A 13,693-nucleotide genomic window follows, 5' to 3' on the forward strand; every position below is an offset into this window, starting at 1 on the left:
CCCTTCTGGTATTCGGTGTGAAGCTGGCCACGGTCCCCACCGGCAGGAAGGGTGTGCCGCGCACCGGTGAGGACCGTGGCCAAGCCGTTCGGCGGGCCCTCAGCCCTCGGTTCCCAGGCGTCCGGTGAACCCGGCGTCCTTGGCGGCCCCTTCCCAGCCCGACGCCGGCCCCTGGATCGGAGTGCTGAACCCAAGCCGTCCCGTGAATCCGGTGGCGAAGCCGAGCCGGCCGGTGAACCCGGCAGCCTCCGCATCCGCTTGCCACCCGTCGCTCCCGATCACCTGCAGCGGGGCTTCGAACCCCAGCCGTCCGGTGAACCCGGCCGAGTTGGCCTCGGCCGCCCATCCGGGAGCGGTGATCGCTGCCTGCTGCCCTGCGGTCGTCGACGGGGCGGTCCACCGGCCCACCAGCACCCCCATCACGACTGCCGCGGCAAGCATCACCGACAGCACCACCATCCCGAGCGGGGACAGCGGGACCCCCCTCCTCGGTAGCGTCTGCACCTGTGCGTTGACGGCCATGGCGCCCTCCTTTCGTCGCGGCTTGTACGCCTTCCGTCGATGGCCACGCTAGGCGCCGAGGCCCCCGGAGGAACCACGGGAATCCGTGGACTCGGGCGTGGGCCGACCCCAGAACAGCGACCTGGGGGAGGGAACCGATCGGCCCGTCGGGCGGTAGATGAGGTGGACGGTCGGTGGTTTCCGAGCAGGAGGGCAGGTCCATGCGGGCGAGATGGGTGGTGCTGGTCGCGGGGATGGCCGTGGCGGTGGCGGCCTGCACACCGGGCACGCAGGGCGGGCCGGCAGCGCCGCGTCCGGATGCGCGCGACGGGGCCACTCCCGCGGTATCGCCCGTTGCGGAACCCAGGGAGCTGCTGGTGCTGGGCTCGCCGCTCGGGGCCGCCGTGCTGGACGCGCGGACCGGATCCGAGCTGTTCGCCGGCGTGGGCGTCCCCGCGCTGGGGGACTGGTCCATGCTGGCCACGGCCACCGCGACCACCACCGGTGACGCCACGGTGGTCCGGGTGACTCGGGACGTTTCCGGGGAGTCGGTGGGCACGGCCCGAGTGGCCGGCCAGTTGGCCGTGCGGACGGTGTCGCCCGACGGTTCCCGGGTTGCCCTGATGGCGCCGCTCCCGCCGGGAGCCAACCCGTGGATCCCGGAGGATCGCGCCTCCACCACCATCGTGGTGACGAACCCGTCGGGCTATTTCCACACAAAGCGGTTCCATCTGAAGGGAAACTTCGAGCCCGAGGCGTTCTCCGCGGACAACACGGGGCTGTTCCTGATCAAGTACGTGCCGGCCATCGATCCGGTGGCCTACCGGGTCACCCGTCTCGACCTGGACGAGGGTGAGGTGTACCCGGTGTTCGGCCGGCTGAAGTCACCGGTGGAGACCATGTCGGGCACCCGCCTGATGCAGCTGCCCGCGCCCAACGGCGCCCGGCTGTACACGCTGTACACGAGCCAGCCTGCCGAGTACGCGCGCGAGTACGACCCCATGCAGGCCAAGGCGGGAACGCCGGTCGCGTTCGTCCACACGCTCAGCCTCGACGACGGATGGGCGGAGTGCGTCGGGCTTCCCCGGGCTCTGGGGGACGGGAACCCGGTTCACGAGGCCCTGGCCCTGTCGCCCGACGGGCGGTCCCTCTACGTGGTGGACACCCAGCGAGGTGTCGTGGCGGTGATGGACACGAGGCGGATGAAGGTGGTTCGCGACGCGAAGGCCGACTTCTCGGCGCTGGGAGGCGGCCAGGTCCACGCCGCGGTGGGCTCGGATGGGCGCACGCTGGTCGTGGCGGCCGGGAATCGCGTGGAGGTGCTCCGCACGCGGACCATGCGGCCCGAGCACGAATGGACGGCCTCCGGGCCGGTCACGGCCCTCGGGTTCGGAAGCGAGGGCCGCAACCTGTACGTGGCCATGCCTGGCGCCGTGGAGGAGCTCGACCTGTCCACAGGCCGCTCGGTGCGGATCCTCCGGACGCCCGGTTCCCAGGCCTACCTGTACGTCGGCTCACTGACGTCGTAGCGTCGCGGTTCCGTCCCGCTGCACAGGCTCGCGTGGCCTCAGAGGTTCGGTCGCGCCCGCCCCCGATTCCGGGGAAGATGGCCGCGATATGAGCGACCGCACGGATCGCCGGGCCCGGCTGCGGGATGCGATCGGAAGGGTGGGGGTGTGGAGCTTCGCCTTCGACCGCCTCCGGACGGCCGAGGAACGCGAGGCCGCTCGGCGCATCGAGGCGCTCGGCTACCCCGTCCTGTGGATCCCCGAGAGCGTGGGCAGCAAGGACGTGATGGCCCATGCCTCGCTGCTCCTGTCGGCCACGGAGCGCCTGGTGGTGGCCACCGGAATCGCCAACATCTGGGCCCGGGACCCGATGGCCATGGCCAACGGGGCTCGCCTGCTGGACGATGCTTTTCCAGGCCGGTTCGTGCTGGGAATCGGGGTCAGCCACGGGCCCTCGGTCGAGCGGAGAGGGGTCCACCGCTACGAGCGCCCCTACCGCCGGATGCGCGAGTACCTCGGCGCAATGGACGAGGCCCGCTATTCGGTGGTGGACGCCCCCGAGCCGCCGCCCCGCTTGCTGGCGGCCCTGGGCCCCCGGATGCTCCGGCTGGCGGCGGAACGGGCTGAGGGGGCCCACCCCTACTTCGTCCCGGTCGAGCACACGGCCGGAGCGCGAGCGGCGCTCGGTCCGGAGCCCGTGCTGGCGGTCGAGCTGGCCGTGGTCTTGGAGCCGGACGCGGATCCGGCCCGGCGGATCGCGCGGGCGTACATGGAGGGCTACCTGAAGCTCGATAACTATGCGAACAACCTCCGGCGGCTCGGATGGAGCGACCAGGACTTGCAGGGGGGCGGCAGCGACGGGCTGGTCGACGCCATCGTGGCGTGGGGCGACGTGGAGGCCGTGTACGGGCGGGTTCGGGAGCACCTCGACGCGGGCGCCGATCACGTCTGCGTGCAAGCGCTGGCCGAGGACCCCGCGGACGTGGCGCTGCGGCAACTCGGGGAGTTGGCCCCAGCTCTGCTCGAAGCGTGACGTGACCGTCGAGATCGATCTATCCGGCCGCACCGCCCTGCGGACGGGAGCCGCAAACGGCATCGGGCGGGCCACCGCCGAGCTGCTCGCCGAGGCCGGCGCGAGGGTGGTGGTGGGGACCTCGACGTCGAGGCCGCCACCGCCGTGGCACAGGAGATCGAGGAGGCTGGCGGAAGGGCGGCGGTCGGAGTGCGGCTCGACGTGCGGGAGCCCGACAGCGCGGCCGCGGCGGTGGAAGCGTCCGGCCCCATGCACGTGCTGGTCAACAACGCCGCCGTGTGGACGGTGAGACCCGGGCGACCGCTGCCGCGTAGCCGACCGGTCCGCGGGCCGAGCGGAAGCCGTTCCTCGGCGCGGCCCTTCCGGCGTTAAGGGAACTGAGTCCGGTCCGCCGTGCCACCTGCGTTCGCGCTCGAAAAGGGCACGAACACCAGGACATGGAAGAGCGCGACATGCCCATCGCCACGCCGGACGAGACGGTGGCGGAGCTCATCCGCCAGTCGAAGCGCCGCGGCTTCGTGCCCATCCGCCGAGACTTCGTACAGGCCGGCTCCCAGGGTCGGCCGGTTCCTGGGCCCGCCGCTGCTCTTCTCCGCCGCCACGATGAGGGGGCCCTCGATCTGTTCCTATTGCATCGAGCGCTGGCAACAGCGCATCCGTACGACGTGGTCCGCGACGCCCGAATATTCGCGAGGGCCCTCGGCCTGGCGACCGCGCGCGACAGCGGGGCAGCGGCGGTCTCCCAGAGGTGGTCACGCCTGGCGAACACTCACCGGCTTGTGGCCAAGGCTCGGGCGGGCCGACTACTGAAGGTCACCTCCCTCCGGGAGGACGGCTCAGGCGCTGACTACCAGCCTCCCGGGAGAAAGGGCGACCCGCGCGAGATCTACCTGCGGCTCCCGGTCGAGTACTGGACAGACGGATGGCACCGGAAGCTCTCTCACGCGGCGAAGGCGATGCTCCTCATCGCCGCTTCCCTCCCGGCCGACTTCGTCCTGCCGATCGAACGTGTGAAGCCCTGGTACGGGGTCTCGGCCGACAGCGCGGGCCGAGGGATCGCGGAACTCCGGCGCTGCGGGCTCTTGGTCACCCGCCGGGAGCGGAAGGTCGCGCCAGCCGCGCCGCTCGGATTCGCGGTGGTGGAGCGGCACACGCTCCAGCCGCCGTTCGTCCACCTCCGTCGGAGCAAGCGGCTCCGGCTGGCGGGCGCCGCGTGAACCGCCGCGCCGACGACCGGCTACCCCTGCGCTGGCTGGCCATCATCCTCGGAACCGTCGTCTGGGTGGCGATCGTTGGCCGACAGGTCGGAGTCGTCGTGGCAGCGTCGACGGCTCCCCTTGTCTTGGCCGCGCTGCACGCTGTCACGGGCCGGTAGCAGTCGCGCCCCGGCTACCGCTGGTCCGGCGTGAGACCTCTACGGCAGGTACTCGTCGAGCACCAGTCGAACGTTCATCACGCGGTGCGTCGGGACGATGAGGACACGGGTCTGGCTCAAGTCCAGATACCGGTTTTCGTGCGGCGGATGGCCTACCAGCACGTAGCGTCCCGGTGGGAGCGCGAGCGAGAAATGGCCCTGTCGATCGACCAGGGCGGTCGCCACGACCGACGTCTCCGTGGCATCGCAACATGGCACGTTGAGGTGATCACGAACTTCTGTGGCGTCGAATGGCCCAAGCACGTCCACGATCCCGGATATCGGAACCGGCGTGGAGAAGCAGCTGCCGCATCCGCCCTTCGAGACATGGAACACCATGACCCCGTGGATGTTGGGTGACGGCGCCGCCGCGGAGCACGCGCCGACGCCGACGACGTTGACCAGCAGGACGATTGAGCGCATCCAGCGCGTCGACATGGCGGCCTCCGATGCAATCCTCCGCGTCAACGTACGCCCGATCACGCAGAGAGGGAGATTCAGCCGGCTACCAGGTGACGGTGGGCATGCCGGGGTCGGCGCGGTCGAAGGTGCCACTGCCGAGCCGGGCCACCGCGGAGAGATCGAGCTTCTGGATGTAGTCGGTGGAGAACACGCCGGCGAACTCCGGTTGGTCGAGGCGCGACTGCTCGACCAGGCTCCCAGGGACGTAGGGGCCCACGTTGTTGCCGTACCGGTAGCTCGACAGGAAGGCGGCGATGTCGTCGACCGTGACGCCGCCGTCCCATAGGGCCTTCCGGCTCAGGTAGACCTCGGACGGGCGGACGTCCTCCACCAGGTGCCACACCGACCGGCCGAACGCGTGGTTGATGTCGTCGGCCAGCTGGATCGGATCCAGGCGAACTCCGCCCGCGACGTCCACCAGCGGGCACTGCCCGTGGTCGGCGGTCACGAACAGGACGAACTCGCCCGGCGCGAACCGCTTCTCCAACGTCGCCACCAGCCGGCCCAGCTCCCGGTCCACGGCCTGGAGCGCGATCTTCTCCTGGATCGAGAGCATGTTGTACACGTGCCCCGTGTAGTCGGGCATCTTGAAGTTGATGTACAGCAGGTCGGTCGCATCGTGCGTGCCGACCCCCTCGTTGTCCATGGCCGCGGCGATCACGTCGCCCATGTACCGGATGATGGGCGGCGAGCAGCACACCTTCCGCCCGGCCGCCTTGTCCAGCTCGGCGCCGCGCTCGGGGCCGAAGTAGGTCCGCAGATACGACGACAGCTGGTCCCGCGAGGGAGAGCCGTCCGGGAGCCGGTACAGGTGCTCGTTCTGGGACCGCCAGTCCTTCGTGTGGTCCTCGTCGTAGTACAGCGCGACCGGCAGCTTGCCGAGCGGGCGCTTGCCCCCGTGCCCGATCATCCCGAGGTGCCAGATCTGGTAGCCGATCTCGCCGATCCAGGCCTTCCGGCCGGTGTGCTCGCTCCAGGCGTCGGCCAGGGTCGGAAGCAGCAGGAAGGTGGGGTCGGCCTGGCCCGGGTCGCCCCACGCCTTCACGATGTGGCCGTTCCGCCGGACGCTGTGGCCGGAGATCCCGTGCCCGTTCGGGAACGCGCCCGTGCCGATGGTGGCGTGGGCGCACGCCGTCACCGACGGGAACGAGCCCATGATGGCGTTGCGGTACACCATCCCCTTGCCCATGAGGGCCCGGAGGTTCGGCCATGCGGTTGGCCAGTGCGAGAGCACGTTCCACCCGCCGCCGTCGATGACGAAGGTGACGATGGCCTTGGGTGGTTTCGTCGGACCGGGCAGGCCGGGAAGCGGCGAGCCGTCCCGAGCCGGAAAGTCGAACCCCATGAGCTGGGCCGAGGACGGCGCCAGGTCGGCCAGCGTGACCCGCTCGGTCCGGTCGTCCTTGCTCACCAGCCCGGGCGCGTAGGCCACGATCGGGATGCGTTCCGTGTATCCCCAGGACAGGGCGTGACTGCTCCGGGGGTCCTTCGGCTCCAGCTTCAGCGACTCGAACGAGTAGTTCGCGGTGTTGAACGGGGCCAGCACGAGCTGGAGCTCTCCCGAGCGCCCGGCGAAGTGCCCCCGCCGGACGAGCTCCATGCTCTCCGCGCCCACCCGGCGGGCCATCTGGGCGATCGCCGGCCCCGGGTCGGGACGCGCCAGCCGCTCGGCCACCCGCCCGATGCCGCTGCCGGCGGCGACCACGCCGAGCCCGGCGGCCCCCACGCCCACCAGAAAGCTCCGGCGGGACAGGTCCGTCTCGCGTGACGTGGTCCGCCGCCACGCCATCCAGGCCAGCGCCCCCAGCACGGCGATCCCGATCCCCAGGGCCATGACCACACTGCCGGCGAAGGCGATGCCGAAGGAGAGGCCGAACAGCGCGGCGACCGCGATGAGCACCAGCGCGAGCGGGGAGGGAGTTCGAAGGCGCACTGCGCCGTCCATTGTCTCAGCCGGATGCGAGAACTGCCGTCGATATGGTCTGGAGGGGTTCAGGCGCGCTTGCGGGGTGGGTCGAAGAACGGCAGCGCAGTCACGATGGCGGCGGCGCGGCCACGGCGGGCCTCGACGGTCCACTCGATCTCCAGGCGTGTTCCGGGCTCGGCCCGCTCGGCCTCGATCTGCGCCAGCGCGATGTTCTTCTTCAGGATGGGGCTCCACGTGCCGCTGGTGGCCCGCCCCACCTGCCGACTTCCCGAGAACACCGGCACGTGGGTGCGCCATGCGGCTCCCTCGAACACCGGGAACAGCCCCTGGTCCTGGTAGAGGCGCTCCACCCCGGTCCAGTCGATCTCCAGTCCGACCAGCCGCCGGGGCGCCCCGCCGGCGTCTCGTTCCTGTTCCAGCGCAAGCCGGCCCACGAACGGCGCCGGCTTCTCGAAGTCCACCAGCCGCCCCAGGCCGATCTCGAAGGGTGAATAGGCCTGCTCCGGGATCACGGCGTGGCGAGAGCTCGTGTAGTCGACCTCCAGGAGGATCAGGCCCGCCTCCAGGCGGACCAGGTCCAGGGCGTTCAATCCCGCCGGCCGGAGGCCGAACGCACCGCCCACCTCCATGAGGTGGTCCCAAGCCCGGACCGCGTCCTGGGCCTCGATCCACAGCTCGTAGCCGAGGTCGCCCGTGTACCCCGTTCGGGTCACGTACAGCTCGACGCCGCCCAGCGTGGCAGGCCGTCCTCGGAAGTACCGCAGATCGGCGAAGCTCTCTCCCGCGGCGGCCTCCAGCACCGCTCGCGACAGCGGCCCCTGGAGCGCCACGGCGGCGGTCGTCTCGGTGACCTCCTGGACGTCGGCGTCCAGGCCCGTCGCGTTCAGGCGGATCCACCGCAGGGTGGGGTCGGCCGCCGTCCACCGGTAGGTGGTCTCGCTCAGACGAGTGATGGTGCCGTCGTCCACGACCTTCCCGTCCTCGTCGCACCAGCACGTGTAGTAGACCTGCCCCACGGCGAGCTTCAAGGCGTTCCGGACGACGACCCGGTCGATCAGCTGCCCGGCGTCGGGGCCGGTGACCATGTACTTGTACAGCGGCGACACGTCGATGAGGGCCGCGGCCACCCGGATCGCGTTGTACTCGATGTCGAGGTGGTCGGCGTAGGAGATGGCCGACCAGTAGCCGGCCCACTCCCGCCACTGCATCTTGCGGTTGAGCGGCCCCGTCCGTTCGTGGAACGCGGTCCCGGTGCTCACGGTGCGGGATTCTCTCAGGTCGTCAGGGGTGGATGCCGAACGAGGCCAGCTTCGCGGTGGCGTCGGGGATGACGGCGTCGAGGGCGTCGAGGAGATCGCCTGGGACGGCGACCTGGTACGCCCGTTGCGCGACGTAGGTTCGAAGTGCACAGTCGATCAGGTCCGGCGAGCCCAGCGAGGCCAGCGCCTGGACGCCGCGGAAGTAGACGCCGAGCTCGTACGCGCGCGAGTGGTGGTCCCAGAAGGCCATGGGGGAGCCGACATGGTTCTCGGCGACTCCGTGGATGGGCTGCTGCTGGATGAACGGAAGGTAGCCGTCGATCTGCGCGGCCGCCCACGTCGCGAGGGCCTCGTCCAGCCACGGGTCGAGGGCCTGATCGTTCCCGACCAGCGAGTAGAACCACTGGTGGGCCATCTCGTGGGTGGTCACCCGGTCGATCCCCCGGGCGCCCTCGAAGACCAGGTTCGGGTACTCGATCCCGCTGCGCTCCAGCACGTTCACCAGCACGAGCGAGAAGGACTTCCACGGGTAGGGGCCGTAGTGGTTGGCGAGGCTGCCGAGGGTCTCGTCGATGCGCTCGAGCAGCTGGGCGGGCGGCGGCGCGGCCACCGTGCGCTCGATGCCAACCGTCACCGTGATCGGGTCGGGGGCGTACAGCACGTTCGTGGCGGTCTTGAAGCTGCCGACGGCGATGGCGAAGTCGCGCACGGCCGTCGCGGTCCAGTGGCTGGGGCCATCCCGTTCACCGGTCGCGAGGATCTCGATTCCGTGCGGCAACTCCAGTCCCTTCGGGAGGCGGATGGTCACGTCGAAGTCGGCGGTCGGATCGGTCGACGCCTCCGCAAGCGTCGTGGTGGGGGGGTCGAGCGCCCATCCCTGTCCGTCCACCCAGGGGAGGACGGGGAAGAACGAGCCGAGCAGCACGGTCGAGCCGTCGTGGCTGAGGCGGTCCAGGACGGCCCCGGGAAGCTTCAGGGTGAATGCCATGGAGACGGTGATGCTCTGGCCTCCCGCCAGCGGGGCCGGCGGGGTCACCTCGAGCGTGGTCGGGTCGGTGAGGCGGGACGCCAGCGGAGTGTCACCTGACTGCACGCGGCCGACGGCAAGGTGGGCTCCTTCCGCGGCCTGCGGTGGCGCGTTCGGCCACAGGCGAAACACCAGGCGGCCGGTGGGGAGGTCGGGCGTGAACGTGACGGACTCCTTGCCAATGACGTGGCCCCGCGCGAGGTCCAGCCTGACCCCGAGCGTGTACCGGGGCCGCCCCTGGGCCGGGTTCGCGTACGGGGGCGCCGCCTGGCAGGAGGCCGGGTGCGGCCCTCCGGAGGTGGACCCGGAGGCGACCGGGCTGGGGGAGACGGACGGACGATGGCCGGGCGGAGGCGGCCCCTGCCCGCCGGTGCATGCTGCCAGGAGAACGGCCGCGAGCAGGACCCCCGTTCCCCGTCTCACGTCCCAACGTACGGGCACGCGACGGCGGGGGGATTGCCCGGGAGCCTCCGGTAGAGTGCGCGTCACCATGCCGGAACGCTACGACGCCGTGGTCATCGGGGGCGGCCACAACGGGCTGACGGCCGCCGCGTACCTGGCCCGGGCGGGCCTTCGCACCCTGGTGCTGGAGCGCCGCCACGTCCTGGGCGGCGCCGCCGTGACCGAGGAGGTCTTCCCGGGGTTTCGGTTCAGCGTGGCCTCCTACGTGGTCAGCTTGCTGCGCCCGGAGATCGTCCGGGAGCTGGAGCTGCCGAAGCACGGCCTGGAGATCCTGCCGCTGGACGGCACGTTCACCCCGCTGAAGGACGACTACCTGTGGCGGGTGAACGACCACGGCCGGACCATGCGGGAGATCCGGCGATGGTCGCGGATGGACGCCGACGCCTACGACGAATACGGGCATCTCATGGTGGAGATGGCCCGGTTCGTGAAGCCGATCCTGTCCACCGTGCCACCCGACCCGGGGGGTCTGAATCCGCGGGAATGGTTGCCGGTGCTGGGGCTGGCCCGCCGGTTCGCCCAGCTGCCGGAGCGCCATCAGGCCACGTTCGTCCAGCTGATGACGATGAGCGCGGCGGAGTTCCTGGGGCAGTGGTTCGAGACCGACCCGCTGGTGGCCACGATGTCCGCGTCCGGCATCATCGGAACCTTCCAGGGGATCCGCTCGCCCGGCACCGCCTACGTCCTGCTGCACCACTACATGGGCGAGATCGACGGCGCGTTCCGTGCGTGGGGCATTCCCAAGGGAGGAACCGGCGGGATCAGCGAGTCCATCGCCTCCGCGGCACGCGCCGCCGGCGCCGACATCCGCTGCGGCGCAGGGGTTTCGAGGATCCTGACCAGAGGGGATCGGGCCACCGGTGTCGTGCTGGAGTCGGGAGAGGAGATCGCGGCCCGGGCCGTCCTGTCGAGCGTCGACGTCCGCCGGACCATGCTGGACCTGATGGAACCGGGGACCCTGGACCCCAGCTTCGAGGCCGACGTCCGCCGGTTCCGGTTCCGGGGATCGTCGGGGAAGGTGAACCTGGCCCTGGATGGACTGCCCTCGTTCACCTGCCTGCCCGGTCCAGGCGAGCACCTCCGGGGGGCCGTCAGCTTCTCCCCCTCCGTGGACTACATGGAACGGGCCTTCGACGACGCCAAGTACGGGCGGTTCTCGCGGCGCCCGTACATCGACATGGTCATCCCCACGCTGGTGGACCCGTCCATGGCCCCGCCCGGCAAGCACGTCATGAGCTGCTTCGTCCAGTACGCGCCGTACCGGCTGGCCGACGGCGCCGAGTGGGACGACGCGCGGCGGGACGCCTTCGGCGATGCCGTGGTCGACACCATCGCGGAGCGAGCCCCGAACATCCGCGACCTCATCCTGCACCGCCAGGTGCTCACGCCGCTCGACATCGAGCGCGACTTCGGGCTCACCGAGGGAAACATCTTCCAGGGGGAGCTGTCGCTGGAGCAGCTCTTCTGGGGGCGGCCCGTGCCGGGGTGGGGGCGGTTCCGGACGCCGGTGCGGGACCTGTGGCTGGGCGGCTCGGCCGTGCACCCCGGCGGCGGCATCATGGGCGCGCCCGGCCGGAGCGCGGCGCTGGAGCTGCTCCGGGCAACCCGGTCCGGGGCGGCCTGATCCGTGGTGGCCTCCGGGGACTCCCGCGGCTTCGACGTGGTCGTGGTGGGGGCCGGCCACAACGGGCTGGTGTGCGCGGCGTACCTGGCCCGAGCGGGGCTGCGGACACTGGTGCTGGAACGCCGGGAGGAAGCCGGCGGTGCGGCGGCGCTGGCCGGGACGGTGGGACGGCTCCGGCGGTCGGTGATCCGGGACCTCGGGCTGGAGTCCCTCGGCCTGGAGCTGCTGCGCCCGGAGGTCCGCGTGTTTGCCCCCCAGCCGGATGGGGGCGCGGTGACGCTGTGGGCGGACCCGGCCAGGACGGCCGACGAGCTCAGCGCACGCTCCCGCCAGGACGGACCCGCCTACCCGGGGTTCGACCGGAAGATCGGGGCCCTGGCCAGCTTCCTGGCCCACCTGGCGGTGGCCACGCCGCCGAACCTGTCCGGCCCGTCCCTGGCGGACGCCTTCACCGGCCTGCGTCTGGGGCGGGCCCTCCGGGGCTTCGGGAACCCGCGGGCCATCCGCGAGCTGGCCCGGGTCCTCCCGATGTCGGTGGCCGACCTGGTGGAGGAGGAACTGGACGACGACGCGCTCCGGGCCGCGGTGGCCTCCCGGGGGGTCCGGTTCACGGCTATGGGACCCCGGTCGGCGGGCACGGCCGCCGTCCTCCTCATGGACTCGGCCGGGAGCGGCGGGGGAGCGGCGGGGGAATCGACGTTCGTCCGGGGCGGGCCGCCCGCGCTGGCCCGGTCGCTGGTGGACGCCGCGCGGTCCTTCGGCGCGGAGGTCCGGTGCGGCGCGGAGGTCGCCGCGATCCGAACGGAGGGCGGCCGGGTGGGGGGCGTCGCGCTGGCCTCGGGCCAGGAGATCGACGCGCCGGTGGTCGTCTCGGGCCTCGACCCCAAGCGGACCCTCCTCGGCCTGGTCGACCCCGTGGAGCTGGGACCGACCCTGGTCTGGCGGGCCGGGAACATCCGGGCCCCCGGGGCGGTGGCGCACGTGGACCTGGAGCTGGACCGGCTTCCCCGGTTCCCGGCGGCCCGAGGCGACGATCGGCGCCTGGCCGGACGGATCGTCCTTGCGCCGGGCCTGGACCACCTGGAACGGGCCCACGACGCCGTGAAGTACGGGCGAATGGCCGAGGAGCCCTTCCTCGAGGCCACCATCCCCACGCTGACCGACCCGGCGCTCGAGCCCGAAGGCCGGCACCGCATGCGGGTCCTGGTGCAGGGTGCGCCGTATCACCTCCGAGCGGGCACGTGGTCGGGTGGCGGAGAGTCCCTGGGGGACCTGGTCCTGGCCGTGCTGGAGGGGTACGCCCCCGGTATCGGCTCCAGCGTCACGGCACGCCGGGTGGCGACGCCCGCCGACCTGGAACGGGAGTTCGGCCTCACCGAAGGGCACCCGCTCCACGCCGAGCCCGGGCTCGACCAGTTCTTCGCGTGGCGGCCGCTGCTGGGGCACGCCCGGTACCGGCTGGCCGTCCCCGGCCTGTACCTGTGCGGCTCCGGGGCGCATCCGGGCGGCGGCGTCACCGGGGGGCCCGGCGCCAACGCCGCTCGCGAGGTCCTGGCCGACCGGCGGCGAAGGAAGGCTCCGGGCCGGAGCCGCGCCACCCGCCCCGCGTAAGAACCCCGTATGAAAGAGGGCCGTCGAGGCTCACTCCGCGCCTTCGGCCGCCGATGATCGATGGGTGGAATACGGCATCGGCGTTCGAGGCTCGAGAGCAGCCGGTGGACCCGGGCCCGCCGGCGCCGCGCCCGACGCCGACGCCGACGCCGACGAGACACGGTCGAACGTCGCCGCGTACCGGCCCCGCGACTTCGAGCTGTTCCGGGCGGAGTCGGTCATCTTCGGACGGTTCCTGCGACCGGGGATGCTCGTCCTCGACCTGGGGACGGGGAACGGAAGGGTGGCCAGCCGTCTGGCCCTCCGGGGCATCGGGATCCTGGCCTGCGACCTCAACCTGGACGCGCTGGCCGAGTTCCAGGCCGCGCGGGCGTCCGCCGGCAACGGTGAGCGCGTCGAGATCTTCGGAGGCGACGCTCGGGCCCTGCCGCTTCGCGACGGGTCCGTGGACGCCGTCGTCTTCGCCTACAACGGGCTGGACATGATCGGATCCATGTCCGGGCGGGTCGACGCGCTGGCCGAGATCCACCGGGTCCTTCGGCCGGGCGGCGTCTTCGTGGCTTCCTCGCACAACCCGATCGGCACGATCCTGTCCCCCCGGGCCACGCGGTCGCGTCAGCTGTGGCGGTTCCGGCTGCGCCACCTGCGCACCGGCGCGGTGCTGCACCCGATGTTCGACGACGTCGATGGGGCCCGGATCCACCAGGCCAGCCCGGGAACGTTCATCCGCCAGGTCCGCCGAGTCACGGGCCTGGAGCCGGTCGGGGTGTGGTCCACGCGGTCCGGCCTTCGGGGACGGGCGGCGGCGACGCTCTTCTCGGCCTGGCCCACCTACGTGTTCCGCAAGCCCGCGGCGGGCTGACGT

The 13,693-nt window shown here is 71.7% G+C and carries 11 protein-coding genes and 1 pseudogene; 7 read left to right on the forward strand and 5 right to left on the reverse strand.

All coding sequences use genetic code 11. The features are described from left to right. Nucleotides 1–99: 99 nt before the first annotated feature. Nucleotides 100–522 carry a hypothetical protein gene (locus M3Q23_07330; protein ID MDP9341906.1) on the reverse strand — a complete coding sequence of 141 codons (423 nt, stop codon included), beginning with the start codon at nt 520–522 and terminating at the stop codon, nt 100–102. Nucleotides 523–722: 200 nt separating this feature from the next. Between M3Q23_07330 and M3Q23_07335 the strand changes: the two genes are divergently transcribed. From M3Q23_07335 to M3Q23_07350, 4 genes and pseudogenes are all read left to right on the forward strand, one after another. Further along, the gene (locus tag M3Q23_07335; protein MDP9341907.1) at nt 723–2,030 is read left to right on the forward strand and encodes a hypothetical protein; all 1,308 of its coding nucleotides are present in this window, start codon (nt 723–725) and stop codon (nt 2,028–2,030) included. Between the two features lie 88 nt (nt 2,031–2,118). Next, nucleotides 2,119–3,042, forward strand: coding sequence for an LLM class F420-dependent oxidoreductase (locus M3Q23_07340; GenBank protein ID MDP9341908.1), 924 nt, complete (start codon nt 2,119–2,121; stop codon nt 3,040–3,042). Nucleotide 3,043: 1 nt separating this feature from the next. Continuing rightward, nucleotides 3,044–3,163, forward strand: a pseudogene (locus M3Q23_07345) (SDR family NAD(P)-dependent oxidoreductase). Between the two features lie 316 nt (nt 3,164–3,479). Then, nucleotides 3,480–4,259 (forward strand): hypothetical protein, encoded by a 780-nt coding sequence (locus M3Q23_07350; protein ID MDP9341909.1) that lies wholly within the window; start codon nt 3,480–3,482, stop codon nt 4,257–4,259. A gap of 197 nt (nt 4,260–4,456) precedes the next feature. Here the strand turns inward: M3Q23_07350 and M3Q23_07355 are convergent, their stop codons facing one another. From M3Q23_07355 to M3Q23_07370, 4 genes are all read right to left on the reverse strand, one after another. Further along, nucleotides 4,457–4,894 carry a hypothetical protein gene (locus M3Q23_07355; GenBank protein ID MDP9341910.1) on the reverse strand — a complete coding sequence of 146 codons (438 nt, stop codon included), beginning with the start codon at nt 4,892–4,894 and terminating at the stop codon, nt 4,457–4,459. 67 nt (nt 4,895–4,961) lie between these two features. Next, a complete protein-coding gene (locus M3Q23_07360) occupies nt 4,962–6,863 on the reverse strand; it encodes an alkaline phosphatase family protein (protein MDP9341911.1) in 1,902 nt (633 codons plus the stop codon). Between the two features lie 47 nt (nt 6,864–6,910). Next, nucleotides 6,911–8,104, reverse strand: a complete 1,194-nt coding sequence (locus tag M3Q23_07365) for an aminomethyltransferase family protein (GenBank protein ID MDP9341912.1) — start codon at nt 8,102–8,104, stop codon at nt 6,911–6,913. Nucleotides 8,105–8,126: 22 nt separating this feature from the next. Then, nucleotides 8,127–9,554, reverse strand: coding sequence for a hypothetical protein (locus tag M3Q23_07370; protein ID MDP9341913.1), 1,428 nt, complete (start codon nt 9,552–9,554; stop codon nt 8,127–8,129). 67 nt (nt 9,555–9,621) lie between these two features. On the opposite strand from M3Q23_07370, the gene M3Q23_07375 reads away from it, so the two are divergent. From M3Q23_07375 to M3Q23_07385, 3 genes are all read left to right on the forward strand, one after another. After that, nucleotides 9,622–11,217 (forward strand): NAD(P)/FAD-dependent oxidoreductase, encoded by a 1,596-nt coding sequence (locus M3Q23_07375; protein MDP9341914.1) that lies wholly within the window; start codon nt 9,622–9,624, stop codon nt 11,215–11,217. Between the two features lie 3 nt (nt 11,218–11,220). Further along, nucleotides 11,221–12,828, forward strand: a complete 1,608-nt coding sequence (locus M3Q23_07380; protein ID MDP9341915.1) for an NAD(P)/FAD-dependent oxidoreductase — start codon at nt 11,221–11,223, stop codon at nt 12,826–12,828. Between the two features lie 64 nt (nt 12,829–12,892). After that, a complete protein-coding gene (locus tag M3Q23_07385) occupies nt 12,893–13,690 on the forward strand; it encodes a class I SAM-dependent methyltransferase (GenBank protein ID MDP9341916.1) in 798 nt (265 codons plus the stop codon). Nucleotides 13,691–13,693: the final 3 nt, after the last annotated feature.

This window comes from Actinomycetota bacterium (assembly GCA_030774015.1).
Lineage (GTDB): Bacteria > Actinomycetota > UBA4738 > UBA4738 > JACQTL01 > JALYLZ01.